The organism is Nitrospira sp., assembly GCA_016715825.1.
Lineage (GTDB): Bacteria > Nitrospirota > Nitrospiria > Nitrospirales > Nitrospiraceae > Nitrospira_D.
The window spans coordinates 145,428-168,673 of sequence record JADJXO010000005.1 but is presented as its reverse complement, the minus strand read 5'-3'; the positions used below and the strand labels follow the sequence as shown (position 1 = coordinate 168,673).

At 55.7% G+C, this 23,246-nt stretch carries 23 protein-coding genes; 19 read left to right on the top strand and 4 right to left on the bottom strand.

The features are described from left to right. Positions 1–120: 120 nt before the first annotated feature. The 8 genes from obgE (at position 121) to IPM58_13070 (ending at position 6,628) form a co-directional block, all read left to right on the top strand. Complete coding sequence (obgE, locus tag IPM58_13105; GenBank protein ID MBK9307990.1) at positions 121–1,146, top strand: GTPase ObgE; 1,026 nt, start codon at positions 121–123, stop codon at positions 1,144–1,146. Further along, a complete protein-coding gene (gene proB / locus IPM58_13100; protein ID MBK9307989.1) occupies positions 1,128–2,249 on the top strand; it encodes a glutamate 5-kinase in 1,122 nt (373 codons plus the stop codon). Before obgE ends, proB begins: the two co-directional genes overlap by 19 nt. Positions 2,250–2,274: 25 nt before the next feature. Next, positions 2,275–3,015, top strand: coding sequence for a nicotinate-nucleotide adenylyltransferase (locus IPM58_13095; protein MBK9307988.1), 741 nt, complete (start codon positions 2,275–2,277; stop codon positions 3,013–3,015). A gap of 28 nt (positions 3,016–3,043) precedes the next feature. Further along, positions 3,044–3,418 carry a ribosome silencing factor gene (gene rsfS, locus IPM58_13090; GenBank protein MBK9307987.1) on the top strand — a complete coding sequence of 125 codons (375 nt, stop codon included), beginning with the start codon at positions 3,044–3,046 and terminating at the stop codon, positions 3,416–3,418. Between the two features lie 3 nt (positions 3,419–3,421). Then, entirely contained in the window at positions 3,422–4,822 is a 1,401-nt protein-coding gene (locus tag IPM58_13085) for a tetratricopeptide repeat protein (protein MBK9307986.1), read from the top strand. A gap of 120 nt (positions 4,823–4,942) precedes the next feature. After that, complete coding sequence (bioB, locus tag IPM58_13080; protein ID MBK9307985.1) at positions 4,943–5,935, top strand: biotin synthase BioB; 993 nt, start codon at positions 4,943–4,945, stop codon at positions 5,933–5,935. Further along, positions 5,928–6,473, top strand: a complete 546-nt coding sequence (locus IPM58_13075) for a zeta toxin family protein (GenBank protein ID MBK9307984.1) — start codon at positions 5,928–5,930, stop codon at positions 6,471–6,473. The genes bioB and IPM58_13075 overlap by 8 nt, the downstream gene beginning before the upstream one ends. Continuing rightward, positions 6,470–6,628, top strand: a complete 159-nt coding sequence (locus IPM58_13070; protein MBK9307983.1) for a hypothetical protein — start codon at positions 6,470–6,472, stop codon at positions 6,626–6,628. The genes IPM58_13075 and IPM58_13070 overlap by 4 nt, the downstream gene beginning before the upstream one ends. Positions 6,629–6,788: 160 nt before the next feature. On the opposite strand, the gene IPM58_13065 is transcribed toward IPM58_13070, so the two are convergent. The 3 genes from IPM58_13065 to IPM58_13055 form a co-directional block, all read right to left on the bottom strand. Further along, the gene (locus tag IPM58_13065; GenBank protein MBK9307982.1) at positions 6,789–7,553 is read right to left on the bottom strand and encodes a restriction endonuclease; all 765 of its coding nucleotides are present in this window, start codon (positions 7,551–7,553) and stop codon (positions 6,789–6,791) included. Beyond that, the gene (locus IPM58_13060) at positions 7,543–8,238 is read right to left on the bottom strand and encodes a hypothetical protein (protein ID MBK9307981.1); all 696 of its coding nucleotides are present in this window, start codon (positions 8,236–8,238) and stop codon (positions 7,543–7,545) included. Before IPM58_13060 ends, IPM58_13065 begins: the two co-directional genes overlap by 11 nt. 95 nt (positions 8,239–8,333) lie before the next feature. Further along, positions 8,334–9,251: an Eco57I restriction-modification methylase domain-containing protein gene (locus IPM58_13055; protein MBK9307980.1), complete on the bottom strand. Its 918-nt coding sequence runs from the start codon at positions 9,249–9,251 to the stop codon at positions 8,334–8,336. 731 nt (positions 9,252–9,982) lie between these two features. Here IPM58_13055 and IPM58_13050 point away from each other — a divergent pair. Continuing rightward, entirely contained in the window at positions 9,983–10,189 is a 207-nt protein-coding gene (locus IPM58_13050) for a 2-oxoisovalerate dehydrogenase (protein ID MBK9307979.1), read from the top strand. A 296-nt stretch (positions 10,190–10,485) separates the two neighbouring features. Here the strand turns inward: IPM58_13050 and IPM58_13045 are convergent, their stop codons facing one another. Further along, on the bottom strand, positions 10,486–12,228 hold the full coding sequence (locus IPM58_13045; GenBank protein MBK9307978.1) for a tetratricopeptide repeat protein: 1,743 nt from the start codon (positions 12,226–12,228) through the stop codon (positions 10,486–10,488). Positions 12,229–12,419: 191 nt separating this feature from the next. On the opposite strand from IPM58_13045, the gene galE reads away from it, so the two are divergent. The 10 genes from galE (at position 12,420) to IPM58_12995 (ending at position 21,098) form a co-directional block, all read left to right on the top strand. Continuing rightward, on the top strand, positions 12,420–13,448 hold the full coding sequence (galE, locus tag IPM58_13040) for a UDP-glucose 4-epimerase GalE (GenBank protein MBK9307977.1): 1,029 nt from the start codon (positions 12,420–12,422) through the stop codon (positions 13,446–13,448). 59 nt (positions 13,449–13,507) lie between these two features. Beyond that, positions 13,508–13,972, top strand: coding sequence for a tRNA (uridine(34)/cytosine(34)/5-carboxymethylaminomethyluridine(34)-2'-O)-methyltransferase TrmL (gene trmL, locus IPM58_13035; GenBank protein MBK9307976.1), 465 nt, complete (start codon positions 13,508–13,510; stop codon positions 13,970–13,972). A gap of 29 nt (positions 13,973–14,001) precedes the next feature. Further along, positions 14,002–14,559: a metal-dependent hydrolase gene (locus IPM58_13030; protein MBK9307975.1), complete on the top strand. Its 558-nt coding sequence runs from the start codon at positions 14,002–14,004 to the stop codon at positions 14,557–14,559. 165 nt (positions 14,560–14,724) lie between these two features. Then, positions 14,725–15,909, top strand: a complete 1,185-nt coding sequence (locus IPM58_13025) for a helix-turn-helix domain-containing protein (protein ID MBK9307974.1) — start codon at positions 14,725–14,727, stop codon at positions 15,907–15,909. A gap of 32 nt (positions 15,910–15,941) precedes the next feature. Next, the gene (locus IPM58_13020) at positions 15,942–17,471 is read left to right on the top strand and encodes an alginate export family protein (GenBank protein ID MBK9307973.1); all 1,530 of its coding nucleotides are present in this window, start codon (positions 15,942–15,944) and stop codon (positions 17,469–17,471) included. Between the two features lie 9 nt (positions 17,472–17,480). Further along, on the top strand, positions 17,481–18,248 hold the full coding sequence (gene modA / locus IPM58_13015; protein ID MBK9307972.1) for a molybdate ABC transporter substrate-binding protein: 768 nt from the start codon (positions 17,481–17,483) through the stop codon (positions 18,246–18,248). Beyond that, on the top strand, positions 18,245–18,919 hold the full coding sequence (modB, locus tag IPM58_13010; GenBank protein MBK9307971.1) for a molybdate ABC transporter permease subunit: 675 nt from the start codon (positions 18,245–18,247) through the stop codon (positions 18,917–18,919). The genes modA and modB overlap by 4 nt, the downstream gene beginning before the upstream one ends. Beyond that, positions 18,904–19,992 carry an ABC transporter ATP-binding protein gene (locus IPM58_13005; GenBank protein ID MBK9307970.1) on the top strand — a complete coding sequence of 363 codons (1,089 nt, stop codon included), beginning with the start codon at positions 18,904–18,906 and terminating at the stop codon, positions 19,990–19,992. The genes modB and IPM58_13005 overlap by 16 nt, the downstream gene beginning before the upstream one ends. Before the next feature lie 291 nt (positions 19,993–20,283). Further along, positions 20,284–20,829, top strand: a complete 546-nt coding sequence (gene lexA, locus IPM58_13000; GenBank protein ID MBK9307969.1) for a repressor LexA — start codon at positions 20,284–20,286, stop codon at positions 20,827–20,829. A gap of 20 nt (positions 20,830–20,849) precedes the next feature. Beyond that, positions 20,850–21,098 (top strand): hypothetical protein, encoded by a 249-nt coding sequence (locus IPM58_12995; protein MBK9307968.1) that lies wholly within the window; start codon positions 20,850–20,852, stop codon positions 21,096–21,098. Positions 21,099–23,246 lie beyond the last annotated feature (2,148 nt).

Genomic DNA, 23,246 nt, shown 5'->3' with positions numbered 1-23,246 from the left:
CCTCCCCTATCTCCTCTGCGCCGACCTGAGACAGGAGGAATTCTCACCGCCTGTTCGGTTCAGATTCGGGTATACATTCTCATCCTCATCACTGAGCCATTCGCAATATGATGTCACCATATGTTTGTTGATGAAGCTCATATCACGGTCCGAGCCGGACGAGGAGGCAACGGCATCTGCAGTTTCCGGAGAGAGATGTTTGTGCCTCGCGGGGGCCCGGACGGCGGGGATGGTGGCCATGGTGGCGATATCCTCCTGACCGCGTCTCATCGACTCACGACACTACTCGACCTCCGCTACCAAAACCACTACGAGGCCCAGGACGGGCGAGCCGGAGGGGGCTCCAATTGTACAGGCCGTTCCGGAGAGGACCTGACCATTCTCGTTCCCGTCGGCACTATCGTATATGATGACGAGACCAGAGAGGTGCTCGCTGATTTTATCGGAGATGGTCAAACGGCTGTCATCGCGAAAGGAGGCCGAGGAGGAAAAGGAAACAGCAATTTTGCCACCTCGGTTAATCGAGTACCCACGAAGTGTACTCCCGGAACCCCAGGCGAAGAACGTGCCTTACGGCTCGAACTCAAATTGCTTGCGGACGTCGGACTTGTCGGATTTCCGAACGCCGGCAAGTCAACACTCATTGCTGCGATTTCCGCTGCACGTCCGAAGATTGCCGAGTATCCCTTCACCACCCTGATTCCCAATCTAGGCGTTGTTCGCTGGGGATCCCACCGAAGCTTTGTCGTGGCCGATATCCCAGGCTTGATCGAAGGAGCCCACGAAGGGAAGGGCCTCGGTGTTCAGTTCCTGCGCCACATTCAACGCACCGCGTTTTTACTGCACTTGATCGATGTGTCGGAGTGGGCGACGGAGGATCCTATTACCGGTTTTGAGACGCTGCAACGTGAACTGGGAGCCTACGACTCAACGCTTCCCCATCGCCCATTCGCCGTCGTGGCAACCAAGATCGACGTGATCGGTGCCGGTGAACGGTTGGCCGAGCTGCAGACCTATTGCCGAGGAAAAAGCTATCCATGCCTGGCCATCTCGGCTGCCACGAACGAAGGCCTAAGCGATCTGATCACCTATGTCGGAAAGCAAGTCGATCTGTTGCGAAAGGCGCCATGCGAGACGAGCTCTTAGTCGAGGCCAAACGGATCGTCATCAAAATCGGCAGTAGCTTGCTTGCATCACGTGCAGAGGGACTCCGGCCTGAACAGATTGAGCGATTAGCGGATGAGATCGCGACGCTCCGCACGCAGGGACGGGAGATCCTCATCGTCTCATCCGGCGCCATTGTGTCCGGTATCCATAAATTACGCCTGAAAGACTATCCCAAGAACCTTCCGGTCAAGCAGGCAGCCGCCGCCGTCGGACAAAGTCGACTGATATGGGCCTATGAAAAGGCCTTCGAGCGTCTCGCGATTCAAGTGGCACAAATTCTGCTGACGCACCACGACCTCGCTGATCGCCGTCGCTTTCTCAATGCTCGCCATACTTTATCGGCACTGATCGGGTTCGGCATCATCCCGATCATCAACGAAAACGACACGGTTGCCGTGGACGAAATTCGGGTCGGTGATAACGACAGCCTCGCCAGCGAGGTGGCTCACCTATCCGATGCAGATTTGCTGGTGATTCTTTCGGATGTCGATGGATTATACACGGAAGACCCTCGCAAGAATCCCGCTGCCGAGTTGATTCCACTCGTTCCTGACATTACTCCCGACATTGAACAATTGGCGGGAGTTTCCAGCACCTTTGAAGGCACTGGGGGGATGGCCACGAAGCTGCGGGCGGCGAAGAAAGTCGCAGAGTATGGAATTTCCACGTTGATTATCAACGGCGAACGGGCCGGACTCCTGCCCGCGGTCTTAGCTGGACAATCAGGAGGAAGCCTCTTTCTCGCCAAAGAACGCCGCTTGAACAGCCGCAAGCATTGGATCGCCTTCACGCTGCGCGCTCGCGGCCAACTACATCTCGATCAGGGAGCGGTAGCGGCCCTGAGCGCGCGTGGTAAGAGTCTCCTCGCATCAGGCATCCTTCAGGTGACCGGCGTATTTGAAGCCGGCGATCCAGTCAGTTGCCTCACGCCGGACGGGAAGGAATTCGCCAAAGGCCTGGTCAACTTTTCTTCCGACTTCGTGCACCAAATGAAGGGTCTCAAGACCACAGTGATTCAATCGCAGTTTGGTCCTCAGGAGTATGAGGAAGTCATCCATCGAGACAATCTCGTCATTCTGTAGTGTCTTGGGCGGCGAGTTCTGAGTTATGATTCATCTGACAGCCCAATACACCACAACCGTCGAACAGGCCACCCGCCCGAAACGCCTCGGCTTATTCGGCGGGAGTTTTAACCCCATCCACAACGGCCATCTGGCCATTGCACGTGACGTGTGTGCACGCATGAACCTTGCGAGCATCCTCTTTATCCCGACCGGCGATCCGCCTCACAAGCACAACCGTTCCCTGGCTCCCGCCTTAGTGCGGCTTGAAATGGTCCGTCTTGCGATTGCCGACACCTCGGAGTTCGACGTGTCGGCAATCGAAATCGATCGCACAGGCAAATCGTATTCCATCGACACCATCCGCGAAATACGAGGGCAATACGGTCAATCTTGGGAGATCTTTTTTATCATTGGCCTTGATGCATTCCTGGATTTCCCGACATGGAGAAATCCTGATGCAATCTTGAAAATCTGCCATGTCGTGGTGGTACCTCGTCCAGGACAGGCGTTCAGAGCCCTTGCCAAGCTGTCAGTATGCCCAAACCTCGATCCAGAATCTCTTGCCCAGCTTGATACCGGGGCCATTGAAAAACTCGAAATCGCCGTCCCTGCCGCGCTAGGCATCACCTGCTTGTCCATTTCACCCTGCCCGATCTCGGCATCAGAAATCAGACAGAGAGTTCGTAACGGACTCCCCCTGGCAAATATGTTGCCGCTCTCGGTAGAATCTTATATACTTCAGCATAGCCTTTATCAGGAGGACAGCTATCGTACGCACATCTAAGGCCACCGCCCTCGCCGCAGCCAGGGCGATGCTCGATAAAAAGGCCTTGGATGTACAAGTCCTCCACGTTGCCCCGCTTACGTCGATCGCTGATTACTTGGTTATTGGGTCGGCAGAATCCGACAGACAGACCCGCGCCGTTGCCGACTCCATTGTCGACGAACTCTCTCGTGTAGGTCAACGACCACTGAGCGTCGAAGGAACCTCCTCCGGCCAATGGGTCCTGATCGACTTTGGCGATGTCGTTGCCCACGTCATGAGACAAGATTCTCGTGCGCACTATGCGCTTGAGCGTCTGTGGAGCGACGCGCAACGAGTTCCTGTTCCTGACGAATCGTCGGCCGTCATCACCCCACCCAAACGACGCCTCGTCCGGAAAGCGAACCCGCAAAAGACGGTGTAGGCTATGTTCAAACTCCTGATCAGCATTTTCCTCATCAGCGCGGGGCTGTTCATCTACAGTTACTTCCGTGAACTCAACCCAGGGTTTGTCGTCATTCATACAAGCCCAGGCACCGAGTTTGAACTGAGCCCGGTGACCCTTATGCTGATTTCCATGGCATTCGGAGCCGTCCTCGCCACCTTCGCCGTCGGCCTCCAACAGACCGCGCACCTCATCCTGAACTGGCGGAGCAGCCGTCTGGTTCGTCGAAAAGAGAAGGTCGACTCGCTGCATCGAGACGGAACTCATGCGTTCATGTCGAAGCGGACCTCGGAGGCGATCACCTTATTTGAAAAGGCGCTCGCCATCGATCCGAATCGCGTCGATTCACTCCTCTGGTTGGGAAACGTCTATCGCTCCGAGCACAATTTCCCCGAGGCTGTTCGACTCCATCAACACGCACACCGGGTAGAAGATCGAAACATCGAGGTCTTACTGGAACTTGCCAAGGATTTGGAAGAAGCCAAACGATACGAAGAAGCCCTCCAGACGCTTCAGAAGATTCTCAAGATCGAGCCGGATAACTTGACGGCATTGATCCGTAGACGCGATCTCAATATCAGGATGGAGCGCTGGGGCGAGGCGCTTGAGATTCAGCATCGCTTGGTCAAAGCCAATCTTCCCGCCACCGACAAGCAGCCGGAAGCGGCGCGGTTGGTTGGATGCATGTATGAAGTGGGACGGCAACTACTCGAACGTGGACACCCCGATAAAGCTCGTCGGTACTTCAGAGGCGCCATCAAAAAGGACCGTAGTTTTCTTCCTGCCTACATCGGGTTGGGTGAAATTCTGCTCCATGAAGGGAAAACCAAAGACGCCGTCGAAATCTTGAAAAAAGTCTACTCCCGAACGCGAAGTGTCATCATTCTGCACCGACTGGAAGAGCTGTTTTTGGATCAAGGCGAACCGAGCGAAATCATCCGCGTCTATCAGGACGCCTTGCAACAGAGTCCACAGGATCCCGTCCTGCAATTCTATCTCGGCAAGCTCTATTACCGCCTGGAAATGGTGGATGAAGCCTTCGACCTGCTTTCGACGATTGAGGGCCCGCAAGATCACCTGTTGGATTACCACAAGATCATGGCCAACCTCTATTTGCGCAAGCAACATTTCGAAGACGCCATTGTGGCCTTGAAAAAGGCGCTGAGTTTCAAAAAACGGGTCGTGGTTCCCTATATCTGCACCCAATGTCAACAGGAAGCCGTCGAATGGACGGGCCGATGCCGCCGTTGCGCCAAGTGGAATACACTCACCGCCCTCCCCTGGCTTGAGGCGACCCGGGTCGAAGCACCTCCGGAAGGCGAACCCTCGTCCGTTCCATCCGTCCCCTATGGGGGCATTGCTTCTCCGTTTGAAACCGTGTAGGTTTTCGGCCAATATCCGCTGACGAGTGGACTTAGCGAGTGTGTGGGCATCCCCTCTCGATTCAATGGATCAGAACACCAGCGGATCATCTGGAACATCGCAACTATTTTCGAGGACTTCATGAGCCACATGCCGTTAGCAGACAAAGCGCTGAACGACGAACCTCTTACCAGGGCAGAATGCCGATCTGTCTTGGAGACACCGAATGATGATCTCCTCGCGTTGTTACACGCAGCCTTTCAAGTCCGATCCAAATACTTCGGTCGTACGGTCCGTCTGCAGATGCTCCAAAACGCAAAAAGCGGGGCCTGCCAAGAAGACTGCCACTACTGTTCGCAGTCGTCGATTTCAACGGCACCGATCGAACGATACAACCTCCTCCCACAGAAGCAGATGATCGAGGGCGCCCGGCAAGCTGCTGCCTCCAAAGCTCAGCGCTATTGCATCGTCATCAGCGGGCGCAGCCCCTTGGATCGGGAAATCGATGAAATCGCTGGTGCTGTACGATCCATCAAACAGGACGTGCCGATTCAAATCTGCTGTTCCCTCGGCCTGATGAGCGAATCCCAAGCCAAGCGGCTCAAAGCCGCCGGTGTCGACCGTGTGAATCACAATTTGAACACCAGCGAAGCCTTTCATGCCTCTATCTGCACGACCCATACGTTTCAAGACCGGCTGGCGACAATCAAGAACGCGCGTGCGGCAGGGCTAGAAATTTGCTCCGGGGGCATCGTTGGCATGGGTGAGTCAGACGAAGACCTGATCGAGCTGGCCACGGCCTTGCAAGACATCAAACCGGACTCCATCCCCTTGAACATGCTCACCCCAGTCTCCGGCACCCCATTGGGACAGGCCGACAACCTCACGCCTCAGCGCTGTCTCAAAGTGCTCTGCCTCTTCCGATTCCTTCATCCTCGGACAGAAATTCGAATTGCGGGTGGCCGAGAGCATAATCTGCGCAGCCTCCAGCCCCTGGCGCTGTATCCGGCAGACTCCGTCTTCGTGAATGGCTACCTGACGACCCCAGGCGCACCGGCCCCCGAAGTCTGGGGCATGATCGAGGACCTCGGCTTTACCATCGAAGTGGATTATCAGCAGCCTGTCGCTGGCTGATTGTGAAAGTGGGCGACCGACCAGCTCGACACCCTCGTTGCATCATATTGCCGGGCCCAACGGCTCGGGGAAGACTACGTTCGCGAAAGAATTCCTACTTCGCGAGGAGGGCGTCATCCATTTCGTAAATGCCGACCTCATTGCCAGTGGGCTTTCGCCTCTCCGGCCAGAACTGGCCGCGCGGCAAGCCGGTCGTCTTGTCCTCCAGGAACTCACTCGTTTGGCCGGCGCGCGGAAGAGTTTTGCATTTGAAAGCACATTGAGCGGAAAAACCTACCTTCATCTGTTGCAGAGCTGGAAGGCAACAGGGTATACGATCAGAATTGTTTTTCTTTCACTGTCATCATCCAAACTTGCGCTACAACGCGTCGCTACCAGGGTTGAGCAAGGTGGACATAATGTCCCACGTAGCGATGTGATACGACGTTTCCATCGAAGCTGGAGGAATTTTTGTACGCTCTATCGACCACTGGCAGATACCTGGTCGGTCTACGAGAATTCTGGCGACGCTCCTCGCCTACTTGAGGAAGGCCCATGAGGAAAGCACCACGCAAAAAATGGACGAAAGCCTTTTCGGAAGCTGTCGGCCGCGCACTTCGCCGAGCGGCGAAAGCGGCTCGGAAAACCGCCAAGATGTATGGGACGCCGATCTACGTGTGGGAAAACGGCAAGGTGGTGGCAAAGAAACCCTAAGCCTTCCAACTACACTCATCAGGTGTTGATCGCCTTGCCCGAGAACCTACAAGTCAATATGCATGCCAGACTTGCTCTTGACACAAATTACCGTAAACGACCGACCAGTTCGACGCCCTTGTTTGATTGTTACTGCTGGAGAGGTTAAAGAACAGCACTCCTATCTTGCACGGCTCCCCAAGAAGGTGACGACGTGGCCTCGTAAGGCAGCCACGAAGCGTCGAAAGTTGAGGTCTTCAGCCGGCTGTGTGATTTTTGTCTTCGGTGAGTTCGTGGCCATCATGAAACAGGCTGAGGTGTAGAGCCGCTCCAGCACCAAGCGGCGACAAAGTAACTCGTAGCGCTTGCTGTAGGAGACTCCCTTGTATTGTCGGAGGGCTGTTGTATTCTTGGAATGTGCTTCTCCACGGAATTCAGGGTCTACCTGGAAGTATGGTTCCTTGTTGGCAACAGAAATTTTGACATTGTCACGATCTTCAAAGAGGAACAGATAGCCGAGGAATGGAGGAGGCGCTTGACCAAAGCGGCCTTCCCGGAAAGCTGTCCAAATATCTTTGGCACTGCCTACTGCTCCTTCCGAACGATTGTTCACATTGTTGCCGATCGATTTACCGGCTTGAGACTTAAACTCCATCGCCAAGACCAATGCACCGTTGGAGACGACGATGAGATCCCACTTTTTTGTGGCCCTGAAATACCCTGGTAGCTCAAGCGCGGTCCTTGTGCGGATATCGACCTTTTCCAATCCGGCTTCGCATAAGATGTCAGAAACCAAGACCTCCAGGGCACCCATCTGAGTGCCTCCTGTGACCTCACCTCTGGTTCCGGCATCAATTTTGCCTGACTTAACCTGCTTCTCTTTATTTTTCCTGCGGGCATCCCAGTAGCTCTGGACGGCGGCTTGCAATCTCTTGTCAATGTTCAAGCGCGGCCTCCAACGTACGAGCATTAATTCCATAAAGATCCAATGCTGCTTGGCTTGCACGAGCCCTATCACGAAGGCGGAAGGCGTCTCTCAATTCATGTGACTGTAGTTTGGACAGGGACCTTGGCGCAGGGACTCGAATGCGGCGTAGGTATTGCGCTTGGAAGCGTAAGTAGCCCCCTCGCATGCGGACTCCATAGGATTCGACAAAAAACTGTCCCACCTTCGATAGCAGGATGCCACCAAGTATTTCCAGGTCCCATTCATCCGACTGAATGAAATACAGATTGTGGTGAGGATATGTTTCACCCCGATCTAAGACCGGCTCGAGGATGTTCTTAATATCTGGAATATACAGTTTATGTGTATAGATAAGCGTGTGGTTGACGCGGTCAATCGTTTTGTACCAGTTGTCAACACTTCTCTCCGCCGTGTGACGTCTCTTCAGGGCGACCGCATGCTGCTCGTAATAGGCTTGCAACTTCGGATACGCCCTCAGATTGACCAGCCCATCTTCATTCCATGGATTTACCAGATAGTGCCCGGACGATATCACTGTTCCGCCCGTCAGGTCCTTTGCTAGCGCAAGTTTTAAGAGGCGGGACGGCTCCACCAGCTCTGCATCTGTCGTAATGTAAACACGATCGTTTCCAGTGGCCACGCCGATTCCCACTTTGGCATTCATTTCGAGAAGAGGAAACTGATCTTCCAGTCGTCGGAGGAGTGCCAGCTGTTCTGGCGAATGGCAGGGCCAGGGGTCTGATCCTTTGAACCATGCGTCTACGACGGCTCGATGGATGCCGTGGGGAGGATGGCTTGACTGGTTGTCTGGAGCGTTGTGGCCAATCGTCCTGGCTGAACGTGTTCGGCATCCTGATCGGCACTTGCCACAATAGTTGACCGTTGTGTTGTGTATCGGATCACCGTGATTGCAGGATAGGCATCTACGTCATCATCGAACGCATTGGCATGGTGCATGCTCAGGAGTATTTCAACGCTGTACGCCGAACTTATAAGTTGGCGTAGTTCGGCTCCATATTGGTTACGCATCCATCGATCAGCGCAGATAAAGGCGCATACCCCGCCCGTTTTCAATTCCCGAAGTGCGGCTTCAAAGAATGCCACATAAAGGTCTGCTCGCCCGCGCATCGTGGGATACGCACTTCGGTAGACGGAGGCGGTCTCTTCTGGAATATCCTCAAGACGTACGTACGGAGGATTGCCAATAATGAAATCGGCTTGTCTCGTCTCGACATCCAAAAGGTAATCCCCGTTTACTACCCACGCGTCGGCCAGTCTCTTCGCCAGGGGGCTCTTCGCCCCATGATCCTTGAGGAGTTCTTGGATGACAGCACGCGCACGAGCCGCACTCTTCTCATCCAGCTCATATGCGAGTAGGGAGTTTTGGCACTCCGATAACGATCGACCGAGTTTCTGACACGATTTCACTAGGCGCTCAATCATGGGACCAAGAAACGCGCCATCTCCAGCCGCTGGTTCGATTGCCAGGCTGTCCACCAGATTCTTATCCTGGGTGTAGCCGCTCAAATCGAGTAGTAGTTCAACAACCCATCGTTTTGTGTACACGACGCCTTTCGGCTCAATTGCTGTAATTGGAAGTGGGCGTCGTAGGGGCGCAATCAGTGGAAGCTGTATACCTTGTGTTGAAATTGATGGATTGAACTGGTTATCTGCCACGAGGCCCTCAAGCTTTTTTGCCAAAAACTAGTGGAACAGCCGAATGATAGTAACGTGTCCGTGGGCCCCCTTCAAGATTCAATCGTCAGCATAAGAGCAGGGACAAAAAGCGGGGATATTATACACTTGGCCTCCAACCCGCAGAGTGGGACGATCCCCCCCAACGGATTGACCTTCGTTGACAGGGTTCCCCCGGCGGCAGCCTATTCTTCTTTCTCGTTTCTTCGATAGCACCATACTCACTGTTTCGAAGATCGCCCACAGGACTACCCTGCAACATGAGGATATGGGACTACGATGAGCAAGACATGCTTCATAAGGCCTACTAATGAGCAAATTAGTCTTTGTCGTGGAAGAGGCACGTGAGGGTGAATTTGTCGCAGGTACTACAGATACTCCTCGTTGAGCCCATCACCAGAAGGAATCCTGATCAGGAATTCAGTTGCTGCATCCGTTTGATCGAGCCTTAGAGCACATAGCCTTGGGCCGCCATCCCGGTTACGAGCAACCCCAATGCGGTTTGGAGCCAATGTGAGGTGGGGTGATCCAGTCCGTACATGCCGATGACGCCCCCCCAGGGATATTCTTGTACCCTCTTCGGTAGTCAACAGCAATGTACTTGACTCCTTAAGAACGTGATCGGGTAGTAGGCCGCTCGTTATCCAGCAGGACTGGATAACCTGATGGCACAGGGCTACGATGTGCACGATCATACCTTGTGAGGGGTAGTGATGAATGAACTGATCTTCGTTGTCGAAGAAGCCCCCGAGGGCGGCTTTATTGCGCACGCACCCGGTCAATCAATCTTTACTGAATCCGATACCCTCGCTGAGCTACCCGAAAAGGTCAGAGACGCAGTCCGCTGTCACTTTGAGGAAAGGATGAGCCCAAAGGTTATTCGCCTTCACCATGTCCGCGAAGAAGTCATCGCGGTATGAGGCTTCCCCGCGATCTGTCGGGAAACGACCTCGCCCAAGCACTTCGCCAACTCAGGTATTCCATCACTCGCCAGACCGGTAGCCATCTCCGCCTCACCACGGAACAATCCCACAACATTCACCGCTCCGTATCGGGACGCTTTCGGCGATTCTTGTTGATGTGGCAACTCATTTTGAAATCAGTCACGATCAGCTCCTTACTCAGCTCTTTAGGTCAGGGAAGTAGCAGGGCGATGACTACCCACGTGATTGCACAGATCCAAGGGGCTTCTCCCAAGGTCTGGCTGAACGAGTCATCAGGGTCGGTGCGGTTCAACGATCCGAAACCTGACTTCGTCCACATATGAATAGGCGGAGGTTTGTTCCCCAGCGAAGAGGCCACAACGGTAATACCCTGGTGTCCAACCGGATTTTTGAGAGGTGAGGAGAAAATAGCCTGAGCGATCACTCAAAGTGGTCATGACTCGATCTTGAACGGTTGTCTGTGGGTCTTCGGTCATCTCGCGCGTTTCCGGCGAACAGCGCGCGGCGAGCGGAACAGCCTCGAATGAATCAGACACAAGTCTGAACACCAGATAGATTTCTGATTGCGTGATCGGAAACGTATCTCCCGGATTCACCGGCATGAACTCGTGAGCCCCGGTGGGAAAGTCATCACGCACCACTTTGCCTGCTGGAATTACATAGCGAAACCAGCTAAAGTCTGCATCGCGACCAGCGATCGCAACTCCGGTCTCCAGTGCCCCCTGCGGCTTCATCTTTTCGAGCACCTTCGCATAGAAGGCCTCTTCCGACACAGGGGAACCACGCGCTTTCAATTCCTTCTCTCTTTTCGCCTCTTCTTCTTTCAGTTTCACCAGTTCAGGAACATGAGGCGTTACCTTGTCGAGCCACCGGGCAATTTTGTCCTTTGCCAACACACGGGTCCCCGCCGGAAACGCAATTCCCCTGTTGGCTTCTTCAAATTCGACGGCCGCGTCATACAAAATCTGAAAATGCATGAAGGCTTCTTCCCACCGCTCCAGCTCGACATAGCACTGCCCCATCCGATAGAGCGTATCTGCGTAGTCGTCCTCTTTCGGATTGAGATTCGACATGTTCCCAAATACATCGACCGCCTCTTCACACCGATCCAATTGCATCAAGGTCAGTCCCAACTGATAGGTCGCAACAGGATCACTGGGATTGAGATCCAACAACTTGCGGTATACCGGTTCGACTTGGTTGTAGCGCCCGGCCTCGAACAACTTCCACGCATCAGACCGAAGCGAGGCCCATTCCTTCAGCTGATCTGCCGTGGCATCAGGCGTGAGCACCCGTTTGAAGCGTCTCCCCCGGTCCATCGATTCATAGAGTTGGGCGAGTTGGTTCTTGGCTGGAAGTTCTAGCGGGGAACCCGGTGTCACATGCTGTAATACATACTGTAAATCCGCATCCGCGCCGACATAATCCAATACGTCAAACCTGGCGCGAGCGAGGGCCAACCGCCACCCCAACAAATCCGGCATCAGTTCAACGGCCCGCTTGTAGGATTCCAGTGATTCCTCCAATCGATCCATCTTCCGCAGTTCAAGTGCCAATCGCCAGTGGATGAGTGGATTCGTGGCCTCAATTCGTGCGATGCGTTGCAACTCAGCAATGGCTTCCTGCATTCTCCCCCAACGTACCAGCAGGCCCCACTTCGCCCAGTGGACATCGACCGCCATGGGTTCGGCCGCAAGAGCCCGATCATAGGCCTGAACCGCCTCGTTGGGGTCTCGAACCGTGGACAGAATATCTCCGCGCAATTTGTGCAACGCAGATGCATCGGGATAATCCTGAATACCTTGCTCGAGCAGCTCGAGCCCAGCGGTCACTGCCCCATTATCCCAGGCAACCCTGACCTCTTCAGTAAGGCGTTCCACCGATAGCTCGGGCCTTTCTTCGGCCTCGACACCGATGGTCAAAGCCACCATGAGCAATGCGAGGGATACCACTACAACGCCGTGACGGGATCGCGGTTGACCGACAGAGTCTTGCCTTTCAAATGATGCCATCATGTGTCACTTTTGATTCAAGGTTCCAGATCTCACTATACCAAGAACCGGGGCAACGTATCAGGCCGAGCGTCAGCGATATCGCTAGGGACGAAGCGTCTTTGTGGTTTCATGTCCCCCCTTGACCACCCATCGGAATCTGCTACCTTGACATCACACGATTCCTCGAACGAGCATGCCGGCAAAGGTGAAACATGATTCTTGTCACCGGTGGTGCTGGATATATCGGTTCCCATACCTGCGTCGAGTTACTCCAGGCGGGATACGACATTACCGTGTTCGACAATTTCTGCAACAGCCATCCAGAGTCGCTTGAGCGAGTGCAACGGATCACCGGAAAGCAACTCCGTTTGATCCAAGGCGACATCCGTGACCAGGCCACGCTGGTGACGGCGCTACGAGAAAGCCGCGCACAGGCAGTCATCCATTTTGCCGGACTCAAGGCAGTTGGTGAATCGGTTCAGCAGCCGCTGTCCTACTACGACAACAATGTGGTCGGCTCGTTACGGTTGTTAGAGGCTATGGACATCTGCGGAATCAAGACACTGGTCTTCAGCTCCTCCGCGACGGTATATGGCAATCCTCAACGGCTACCGCTAACGGAAGATCATCCATTGTCGGCTACCAATCCCTACGGGCAAACCAAGCTCACAGTGGAGCACATACTGCGTGATCTGCAGGGCAGCGACGCCGCATGGCACATTGGGATTCTCCGCTATTTCAATCCGGTCGGTGCACACAAAAGCGGGCTGATCGGCGAAGATCCTCAGGGCACACCGAACAACTTGATGCCCTTCGTCGCGCAGGTGGCGGTTGGCCTTCGTCCGCATCTGAACATTTTCGGCGATGATTACCCCACCTCCGACGGGACCGGGGTGCGCGATTACATTCACGTCATGGACTTGGCCATCGGACACCTCAAGGCATTGGAAGCGCTCGGACAATGGACATACCCAGGGGAATGCCTGACCGTCAATCTGGGGACCGGGACCGGCTACAGCGTGCTAGAAATTGTGCAGGCCTTCGAGCAGAGCAGCGGCAAGAAAGTGGTGTACAAGGTTGCGCCTCGCAGACCCGGCGATATTGCAACCTGCTACGCCGATCCCGGCAAAGCCACTACCCTACTCGGATGGCGGGCTGAGCGTACTCTCGCCGACATGTGCGCCGACGCCTGGCGTTGGCAAAGCCTCAATCCGCAAGGGTACAAGCCTCATCATTCATAGAGCCACGTTGTACTGTCCATCGTGCCGTGCGCTACTCCCGTGATACACTACCTCCCTGGATGTTCGACGTCATTCTCTATCAACCGGAGATTCCTCCCAACACCGGCAATATCATCCGTCTCTGCGCCAACACCGGCGTGAGGCTACACCTCGTCAAGCCGTTAGGATTCTCGCTGGATGACAAACAACTGCTGCGCGCGGGGCTGGACTACCACGAGTTTGCCACGCTTGCCGTCTACGAGAATTGGACTGAGTGTGCGAACCACCTCAAGGCTCACCGCCTTTTCGCCGTCTCGACTCGCAACACGCAGCGCTATGATCACGTCGCCTATATGGAAGGTGACGCGTTTCTATTCGGTCCTGAAACACGTGGCCTCCCGGCCGCACTGCTTGAATCGTTTTCGGTGGAACGGCGCATCCGTGTGCCGATGGTCCCTGAGAGCCGAAGCCTCAACCTTTCAAATGCCGTTGCGGTGGTCGTATACGAGGCGTGGCGGCAAGTTGGATTTAAGAACGGACTCTAACGACTGTTCATCATGCGACAGGCTTCTTGATGGCATCGGCATTTTCCCACGCGTTCGTGGCCCTGGCATTGGGAAAGGCCTCCCTCCATCCGATCATGACCTGGCAGGTCTTGTGTCTTGGCATGGCCTGCTCGATTGTCCCGGATCTCGACGTCATTGGCTTGTCCTTTGGTATTCGTTACGGCGATCTCTGGGGTCACCGCGGCATGACCCATTCACTTTTCTTCGCCGGCCTCCTGAGTGCCGTGCTTGTAATGCTGTGGCACCGGCAACACTCGACTTCGGCGAAGGCCAGACTCTTTGTCTATTTCTTCCTCTGCACCGCTTCCCATGGCGTGCTGGACGCGATGACCGACGGAGGCTTAGGCGTGGCATTTTTCTCACCGTTCGATACCACCAGATATTTCTTTGCCGTTCGGCCGGTGGCCGTGTCTCCGATCGGACTCGGTGCGTTTTTCACCTCCGATGCGTTCCGGGTGCTTGCCAGTGAGATCATATGGATCTGGCTCCCAACCAGTGGAGCATGGGTTCTAATCCACTCGCTGCAGCGTATTCGGTCACAGTCACCAATCGAACCTCGCTCTTAACGCCGCCTCCCTCCTCTATACAGCTATACCGCAATACCAGGCTCTGGACTTGACGTCACACTAGAGCGTGTCAGGCCTGAACAATACTCAAACCTACGCCACAATCCTGATTCCAGCATGTCCGTAATACTTGACATATGTCCTATATTATTGCTACTAGGATTCATGAAGTCTTCGGCACAAGCTGATAGGCCTACTACTCAGGTTTTGAATCGCCTCAAGGCCGTGCGTACAGAACGAGCCCTTTCTCAGGGGGAACTCGCCAATCGAGCAGGCATCACCCGACAGGCTGTCTCGTCCATCGAATCCAATCTCTACTTACCGGCGACCACCGTTGCCCTTCAGTTGGCCTCTGTCTTGGCTTGTCGCGTGGAGGATCTGTTCAGCCTTACCCCCGCAGAAGAATTCATGGAAGGCACGTTCATCGCCCATCTCCCTCCTTATGGAACGGTACACCCCCGTTCAGCCCGCGTGAAAGTCTCAACCGTCGGGACACACACCTTTGTGCGGCCCCTGAGCGAACTGGGCGACCAACTCTCCTTCGCAGTTCAGGCCGACGGGTTCTTGACTGAACCAGACGACACCTTGTCTGGTACCACTGTCCGTGTGACGCTTTCCCGTGACCGTGAGGCGATCCGTCAGGAAATTTCCGTGGCTGGGTGCGATCCAGCCATTTTTCTGCTTGGTGAACACCTGCGACGACAGAAGGAACAGACCTCTGTGGTGGGTTGGACCATGGGAAGCATGGCTGCGCTCCGAGCCTTGCAGCGTGGTGAAGTACACGTGGCCGGCATGCATCTGTTCGATCAGGGGAGCGGGGAATCCAACATGCCGTTCCTGAGGCGAACCTTGAAGGGCTCCGGTCATGAAGTGGTGACCTTCGCAAGCTGGGAAGAAGGACTCCTCGTTCGTCCTGGCAATCCGTTATCGATTCGCACCGCCGCCGATCTGGCTCAACCCGCCGTGAGACTGGTCAATCGTGAAGAGGGGTCTGGAGCGCGTCTTCTCTTGGATCAACGACTCCGAACTTCCGGTATCAGACCCAAGCAGATCCGGGGGTACGACCTCCGTGCCTCGACACATTTCGAAGTCGCGAGGACGATTGTAACGGGCCAGGCGGACGTTGGAATCGGAATCCGGTCTGCGGCGCAACTCTTCGCCCTCGACTTCATTCCATTGCAAACGGCCCGGTACGATCTGGTCGTCCCCAAAACCTATCTGAAGTCCCACCCCACCCTGACACACCTGTTTGAAACGCTTGTCAGCCGTCGGTTTCGAAGCGAGGTCGACGCATTAGGCGGGTACGACACCAGCGAAACCGGAAAGGTCCATCCGCTCCACGCAGATTGAAATGGGATATTCAAGAGTCATGTTGCCATGTCATGAACCAAACCGAAGCAAAGAAAACATGTGGAGTCATTGCTGCCGCTATCAGTCTGATTGTGGTCGGCCTCCTCGGCGGCGTGGCTCTGGCCGAGGACCCATCTCAATGGCCCCCGGGACCTATGACCAGACTGACTTCCTACCCGCTCGAGCTGGCCTCCGGCATCACGCAGCAGGCGGATGCTCAGACAGGGAGGAACTGGATTGAACCGGCTGATGCCGTGCTCATCCAACAGCGTGAGCTTGCCTGGAGCAGATACCTGCGAAGCGCCGCGCATCTACCAGACTGGCTCGACCTCGGTCTCGAACATCGGACTCGGTTCGAATCCTATGATCACCCGTGGCGAGCGAGTCAGCAGAATGGAAACGGAAGCCCGGATACGCAGGTGGCGCTTCGCTCACGAGTTCGCTTTGGATTGGGAGGGAACGGTCCCGTACGGTTCCTCTTTGAGGGCCAAGACTCACGAGCCTATTGGGACGGAGCTCCCGGTGATTTTCGGGATACCACGACAATCAACGAGTTCGACATCCTACAGCTTCTTGGATCGTTGACGATGAACGACGTCTTGGGAACAGGGTTACGTACCGATGTTCATGTCGGGCGTATGACGCTGGACTTCGGCCGACGCCGGTTGATCGCACGCAACGATTTTCGGAACACCACCAACGCATTTGATGGGGTCCATTGGCAGATCAATCAAGGCCGGATCTGGCGCTTCAGAGCGTTCATCGTGGAACCGGTCATCCGAGACGATGTCCGGCTTGATGAACAGAACAGCCAATCGCTCTTTTGGGGAACCTCTGTGGAAAGCCGCCATCTCCCATGGTTTCAAGTGGACGCCTACTATCTCGGTTTGAACGATAGGCGGGTAACCCATGTGGAAAACCATCGTACGTATTCTACGTTTGGAGGTCGCCTGTACAAAGATCCGAAACCGGGAGAGCCAGATTACGACGTGGAGAGTGCCTGGCAGATCGGAACACGGGGGCTGACTCATCACGTTGCTCATTTTCAACATGTCGATCTTGGATATACCTTCACCCTCCCTTGGACACCGAGACTGGTCTTTCACTTTGACTACGTGAGCGGAGATCACAAGCCGGACGACAGCCAGGATCAAGGATTCGATACGTTGTTCGGCGCCCGACGGTTTGAATACGGGCCGACCGGGATCTTCCTTCCATTTTTTAGGACTAACCTCATTTCGCCTGGTTGGCGACTCATCGTGAACCCAACACGAAACTGGACACTGCAAGTGAAACATCGTGTCTGGCACCTCGCCCAGAACAAGGATGTCTTCGGAAGTTCCGGATTGCGGGATAGCACAGGAACATCAGGTGGTTCTCTCGGACATGATGTGGAGCTTCGTGCCCAGCATGCCGTCACCGCCAACCTGGACTTCGATGTCGGGTATGTGCACTGGTTCAAAGGCTCGCATTTCGACAGCCCCGCGATTCTGGCTCAATTACCGTCCAGCGGAAATAAGGATAGCGATTACGTCTATGTCCAAATGCGCATCCGAATCTAGGAGTTTGTCATGAAACGGCTCGTGCTCTTCTTCTGTCTCGCCGTGACGCTGAACCTGAACATGGCACGTGCCGAAGAGATCACGATTGCCGCCGCATCTGATTTACACTTCGCGTTCAATGAGCTGATTCCAGAATTCGAGCAGGCCACCGCTACACAGGTGAAACTCTCCCTGGGATCATCTGGAAACTTTTTTGCGCAGATTCAACACGGCGCCCCGTTCGACCTCTATTTTTCCGCCGATATCAGCTACCCGCGAACATTGGAAGCAGCCGGCCTCACCGTTCCAGGCTCGCTCTCTCGCTATGCCGTCGGACGAATCGTACTGTGGTCCAGCCATGACTCCCCGCTCAACGTAACGGAAGGGCTCAAGACGCTTCGCCATCCCTCCGTCAGGACAATCGCCATCGCAAACCCTAAACATGCGCCATACGGTCGCGCGGCAGTCGCCGCGATGAAATATTTCAACACCTACGACGAAGCCAAAAACCGGTTGGTCCTGGGAGAAAATGTCTCTCAGGCCGCGCAGTTCGTCGAATCCGGTGCCGCTGATCTCGGCATCATCGCGCTCTCGTTAGCACGTGCGCCTGCCCTCAAGGACAAAGGGACGTATTGGGAGATCCCCGCTGAAGCCCATCCGCCGCTCGAACAAGGAGCCGTGATCCTCAGGTCATCGCCCCATCAAGAACATGCGAAGCGGTTCCTCGCATTCATGCAGAGTCCGCAAGGGCAAGCCATTATGACGCGGTATGGGTTTGTTGTTCCGGAGTCTCGATGAATTGGACGGCCATTTGGGTGACCTGTAAGCTGGCAAGCCTGACATCGATCGCCTTACTGCTCATTGGCCTGCCCATTGCCTATTGGCTGGCTTATTCGAAGTGGCGTTGGAAGTTTGTGGTCGAATCGATCGTGGCCTTGCCGCTCGTACTGCCGCCCACGGTCTTGGGGTTCTATCTCTTGGTTGCGATCGGACCGCAGAGTCCGATCGGACAACTCTATACCAACCTCACCGGCTCTACATTGCCGTTCAGTTTTCAAGGACTGCTCATAGCCTCCATTCTTTATAGCCTGCCCTTTGCAGTTCAACCCTTTGCGACGGCCTTCGAACAGGTCGATCAGAAACTCATCGAGGCCTCCTGGACGCTGGGATTGTCCAAGCTACACACCTTCTTCAAACTCATCCTCCCGCTCTCGACAGCCGGACTCATTACCGGCGTCGTGCTGAGCTTCGCACATACTCTCGGAGAGTTCGGTGTCGTCTTGATGGTGGGAGGCAACATCGAAGGCGTCACCCGAACCGTGTCGATCGAGATCTACGATAACGTGCAGGCGCTCGACTATGCCGGTGCCGCGACAACCTCCGCATTCCTCCTCGTCGTGTCCTACGCCGTGCTCTTATTGGTCTATGCCGTCAATCGGCGGGTCTGGTCGGTATGGCCGCAGAAATAACCTTACAGTTCAAGAAAACTTTTCTCGGTCGAGCCTCCATGACGGCTCACTTCAGATGTCCGCTCGACCCGCCTTCCGTCACGATTCTGTTCGGTCCATCCGGCTCTGGGAAATCGACCATCCTCCGTTGTTTGGCTGGTCTTGAGCAACCCGAAGAAGGAACCATGTCCTTCGGCGACGAGAGGTGGTTCGATGCCAGCGCTCACCTGACGGTCCCACCACAAGCTCGCCGGCTCGGCTATATGGCACAGGACTATGCCCTGTTTCCACACCACAGCGTAGAAGGGAACATCGCCTATGGCCTGACCGGCTTGTCGTCGCAGGAGAAGAAACTTCGGGTAGACGAAGTCTTGCGTCTGTTGCACATTGAATCCATAGCCCAACAGAAACCCACCCAGCTCTCGGGCGGACAACAGCAGCGGGTCGCCCTGGCCCGTGCGATCGCTAGACGACCTCGCCTGTTGCTGCTCGACGAACCATTGTCGGCACTCGATGCGCCGACGAGGGCTCAGCTGTGCAAAGACTTGCGTCGGCTCCTCACACAGTTGGCCATCCCCTCAATCGTGGTGACGCATGACTGGACCGAAGCGCTTACCCTGGGTGATCAGATGGCGGTGATCGTCGACGGACGTCTCGTGCAGACCGGCACACCGCAAGATGTCTTTAGTCGGCCCACCAATGCCGACGTCGCACGAGTCGTCGGGATCGAAACCGTGGTGACAGGGACCATCACAGAGATGCACAACGAACTGGCGACGGTGCAAGTCGGTATCGTGGCGTTAACCGCGATCGCGTCACCAAGTCTCGAGTCCGACGTGTTCGTCTGTCTACGAGCCGAAGACGTCACACTCGAACTGGGCGGTGCTGCGGAAACAAGTGCCAGAAATCATCTGAAGGGGACCGTACAAACCATCACATCACGAGGCGCCCTCGTCCACGTGACGCTCGACTGCGGATTTCCTCTCACCGCGCTTATTACACAGTCGGCGTTACGAGACATGAACCTGGTCGCCGGCAGCGATGTACGGGCTGCCTTCAAAGCCGGTGCTGTGCACCTCATTCCACGGACCTAACTCCATTCCCCATCCCTGCACTGGCTTGATGACGAGTGTGCTCTCCCCAGTTTCTGGGGATAAGACTGTGCACAATCACTCATCCCGCGCCGCAATCAGTGACGCACGGTGAATCGAGAGCTTGTTGCCTAGTTTGTAGTCATTGCGTCTGATCGAACGTCCGCCGCTATATCTTGCGTCCCATATATTCATCAATGTTTCCGATATGTTGAACTGTTTCAACGAAGAGCCATATCGGTTCTCACAACCATATTGACCGATCACCTTATCTGTGTTACCAATGGATACATTATGAAACCACAAGACCTCAAACGCTCTCGAGAAGCATTAGGCCTCACCCAGCAGCAGCTCGCCGAAGCCTTGCACACCACCCGAGTATCCGTGGCGCGTTACGAAACCGGCATGCGGAAGATTCCCGGCGTCGTATCGGTTGTGCTCGATCAATTACGACAACAATCGATGATTCCTATGGCTGGTCTCGTGGCAGCCGGCTTCCCCATCGACCCGGTGCCGCAATCCGAACTTGTGGATGTCCCGCCGAGTATGTTGCGTGGGGGAGACACCTTTGCCCTCACGGTCAAGGGAGAATCCATGAAAGACGAAGGAATCTTGCCAGGCGATCTCGTGGTGGTGCGCAAACAGGAGACGGCCAAGAACGGGCAGACCGTCGTCGCGTTAGTCAATCGTGAAGCTACGATTAAGCGATATTTTAAGAAGGGGACGCATATCGAACTGCAGCCTGCCAACGAGGCGATGCAGCCGATTATCGTCCACCCGTCGGACGAGTTTCATATCGAGGGACTCGTCATTGGCGTCATTCGACATTGCGCTGTCTAAGCTCTCGAAAGGAGGAAGACATGACCGCACCTGAACAACCGGTCGTCACGAACGAGCGACTGATGGATTTGGAAAGAACCGTGGCATCGCTGGACAACCGCCTGCGGACGATTCAGTGGGGACTACACCGAACTCATGGCGAGTCATTGAGAACGCGTTTGTGGAGCTTCATGCGACCCAATCCAAACACCGCATTTATGTCAGCCGTCTGCAATCAACGGGTACGCTCCAATACCAAGCGAGTGACTCATGAGAGTTCAAGAACATAAGCCATGCTCGGTCACCACCGGCCCCTGTTCCGATTGTGGAATAGTCGTCGAACAGCGGATGGAATCAATCGATGGATTGACCCATTCCACAGTCCATCTCTGTCCCGCCTGTTGGCAGGCCTCTCGGCAGCGGCAAGTCTTCGCCGGAGGATGTTGTGGGTAGCTGGACTATGGTGAGCTGAGAAGCGGGAACGACGACGGACTGGAGCGCCGACTAGCCAGTGACTAGACGCCGCGGGGGGGGGGGGGGGGGGCCGGGGGGGGGGGGCCCCGGGGCCGCGGGGGGGGGCGGGCGCGGGGCGGGGGGGGCGGCAGGCCCCGTTGCGCGCCCCGGCCGCCGCCCCACTTCGCCCCCCCCCCCCCCCCCCCCCCCCCATCCTCGTGCGCGATGAAGGCACCCCAGTGCCACTCAGCAGGCAGACCGAGGCCCCCAGAACCGGGGCGACGCATCGTGGAGTCGGACTCACCCGCGCGGGCCCGGGGGGGGGGGGTCTCCTCCGGCGGGCCCCCCCCCCCCCCTTTCCCCGGGCCCCGGCCCGGGGGGGGGGCGGGGGGCGGGGGTTTGCCGGCGGCGGCTTGGACGGGGTCCGGCGGCGCGCGACGGCGCCCGCCCGCCCCGGCCCCCAAAGCGCCCGCCCCGCCCGCTGGCCGACCGCGGAGCCCAACGGCGGGCGCGCGCGGGCCCACCCCCCCGGCCCCCCCGGGAAAAAAACCCGGGAAAACCCCACCAAAGCCCCCCCCCCCCCCCCCCCCCCCCCCCCCCCCCCCCCCCCCCCGAAACACGGAACCCCCCCCCCCGCCGCCCCCCCCCCACGGGGCGCCCCCCCCCACCCCCCCAGACCCCAAGGGAAAAAAAAGGGGAAGGGGGCCCTTCTTGAAGGGCCCCCCACACCCCCCCCACCCCCCCCCGAGCCCCCCCCCGGGGACCCTTGCCCCCCGGACCCCGGTTCTGTAGAACTGTAACCCATTGAAATTTGGCCTTGCCCCCGTAGCTCAGTTGGATAGAGCAGCGGTTTCCTAAGCCGTTCAGACATTTCCCCACAAGTCTTGGTCATATCAGCGAAAGATCGCTCTAGTAAAGACGTTTTACTGCTTTACTGCTTCAGTTTGGCTCAGGCCAATTGAGGGGAATTGAGGCCAATTATGCTCTCACGAGAACACGCCGGGAACACGTAGGGTTAGTACTTATAAACGCCACACTCCTTTCTGTCCTACCCTCAGTTCTCGCACCCGCCGTCAACCAATAGGTCCGTCTGTTCACATACAAGTAGTTCAGTCAAGTGAGTGGTCTACCTGAATCAATCTTATCTTGCGCCGCATCGAGCGCGGCAGCTTCCGCTTACTCATGCGTGGAAAAACCACCACTATCGTTTCCCTTGACGCTCTGCGACCGTGTTGGTTCAATCCCAAGGATCTTGTAGTCACACTTCCATGAGCCATCATGTTGCTGAACAGATCTCAATTGAATGGATCGTCCGTTATCTGCTTGGGTGATTCATGCCACTCCAAACTGCAGAATGTTGCCGTCAGTGGGTAAATAAAGCGAAGCTCCGTCCTCTTTCGAAGGCGGAGCTTCTTGAACAACACAATATTTATATTTTGTATAGATAACTCGGCGGGCCATCCATTCAAAATATTTCCACTGCGCTGTTCTGTTGATTATCTTATCCAGGGCTTCGATTAGCGGGTACTGGTATGAGCCCTAAAGCTGAAGTTTCATTGCATTCAGCCACATTGCCGCCGCGACGGAGGCGTTTAGCCATGAAGCAGACACGGCCAAAGACGAAGAACGATACATATATCAGAGTTTAAGAAGGTACCGGACGTAATTTATGTGTACTTCGTAGATTGGCCACTGAGCGAGCACTCGCTCTTCCCCATGCACCTTGGAATCAGTGGTGTACAAAGGCCGACGGATCGACACAACGGTAATCGATCATGTGCATAACAATTGGAACCTTAAACACAGCATATGGCCCACATCGGAAAGAACCGGTGAGCCACGCGTTATCGAGTCCCTCGGTATCTCCGCGCCGGCTGAACTCGACGCCTGTGCGAAGGCACTCCAGAGCGTGTATCAAATGATTATCGAAAAAGAAATATAATGCTAATCCAAATCCTCCTCACAACGAGAATAATGCCCGCGGT

Bases quoted from the DNA above. Each gene is read 5' to 3' on its own strand.
- obgE (MBK9307990.1), top strand. From the start codon at position 121: ATGTTTGTTGATGAAGCTCATATCACGGTCCGAGCCGGACGAGGAGGC.
- proB (MBK9307989.1), top strand. From the start codon at position 1,128: ATGCGAGACGAGCTCTTAGTCGAGGCCAAACGGATCGTCATCAAAATC.
- IPM58_13095 (MBK9307988.1), top strand. From the start codon at position 2,275: ATGATTCATCTGACAGCCCAATACACCACAACCGTCGAACAGGCCACC.
- rsfS (MBK9307987.1), top strand. From the start codon at position 3,044: ATGCTCGATAAAAAGGCCTTGGATGTACAAGTCCTCCACGTTGCCCCG.
- IPM58_13085 (MBK9307986.1), top strand. From the start codon at position 3,422: ATGTTCAAACTCCTGATCAGCATTTTCCTCATCAGCGCGGGGCTGTTC.
- bioB (MBK9307985.1), top strand. From the start codon at position 4,943: ATGAGCCACATGCCGTTAGCAGACAAAGCGCTGAACGACGAACCTCTT.
- IPM58_13070 (MBK9307983.1), top strand. From the start codon at position 6,470: ATGAGGAAAGCACCACGCAAAAAATGGACGAAAGCCTTTTCGGAAGCT.
- IPM58_13060 (MBK9307981.1), bottom strand. From the start codon at position 8,238: ATGAATGCCAAAGTGGGAATCGGCGTGGCCACTGGAAACGATCGTGTT.
- IPM58_13050 (MBK9307979.1), top strand. From the start codon at position 9,983: ATGAATGAACTGATCTTCGTTGTCGAAGAAGCCCCCGAGGGCGGCTTT.
- IPM58_13045 (MBK9307978.1), bottom strand. From the start codon at position 12,228: ATGATGGCATCATTTGAAAGGCAAGACTCTGTCGGTCAACCGCGATCC.
- galE (MBK9307977.1), top strand. From the start codon at position 12,420: ATGATTCTTGTCACCGGTGGTGCTGGATATATCGGTTCCCATACCTGC.
- trmL (MBK9307976.1), top strand. From the start codon at position 13,508: ATGTTCGACGTCATTCTCTATCAACCGGAGATTCCTCCCAACACCGGC.
- IPM58_13030 (MBK9307975.1), top strand. From the start codon at position 14,002: ATGGCATCGGCATTTTCCCACGCGTTCGTGGCCCTGGCATTGGGAAAG.
- IPM58_13025 (MBK9307974.1), top strand. From the start codon at position 14,725: ATGAAGTCTTCGGCACAAGCTGATAGGCCTACTACTCAGGTTTTGAAT.
- IPM58_13020 (MBK9307973.1), top strand. From the start codon at position 15,942: ATGAACCAAACCGAAGCAAAGAAAACATGTGGAGTCATTGCTGCCGCT.
- modA (MBK9307972.1), top strand. From the start codon at position 17,481: ATGAAACGGCTCGTGCTCTTCTTCTGTCTCGCCGTGACGCTGAACCTG.
- modB (MBK9307971.1), top strand. From the start codon at position 18,245: ATGAATTGGACGGCCATTTGGGTGACCTGTAAGCTGGCAAGCCTGACA.
- IPM58_13005 (MBK9307970.1), top strand. From the start codon at position 18,904: ATGGCCGCAGAAATAACCTTACAGTTCAAGAAAACTTTTCTCGGTCGA.
- lexA (MBK9307969.1), top strand. From the start codon at position 20,284: ATGAAACCACAAGACCTCAAACGCTCTCGAGAAGCATTAGGCCTCACC.
- IPM58_12995 (MBK9307968.1), top strand. From the start codon at position 20,850: ATGACCGCACCTGAACAACCGGTCGTCACGAACGAGCGACTGATGGAT.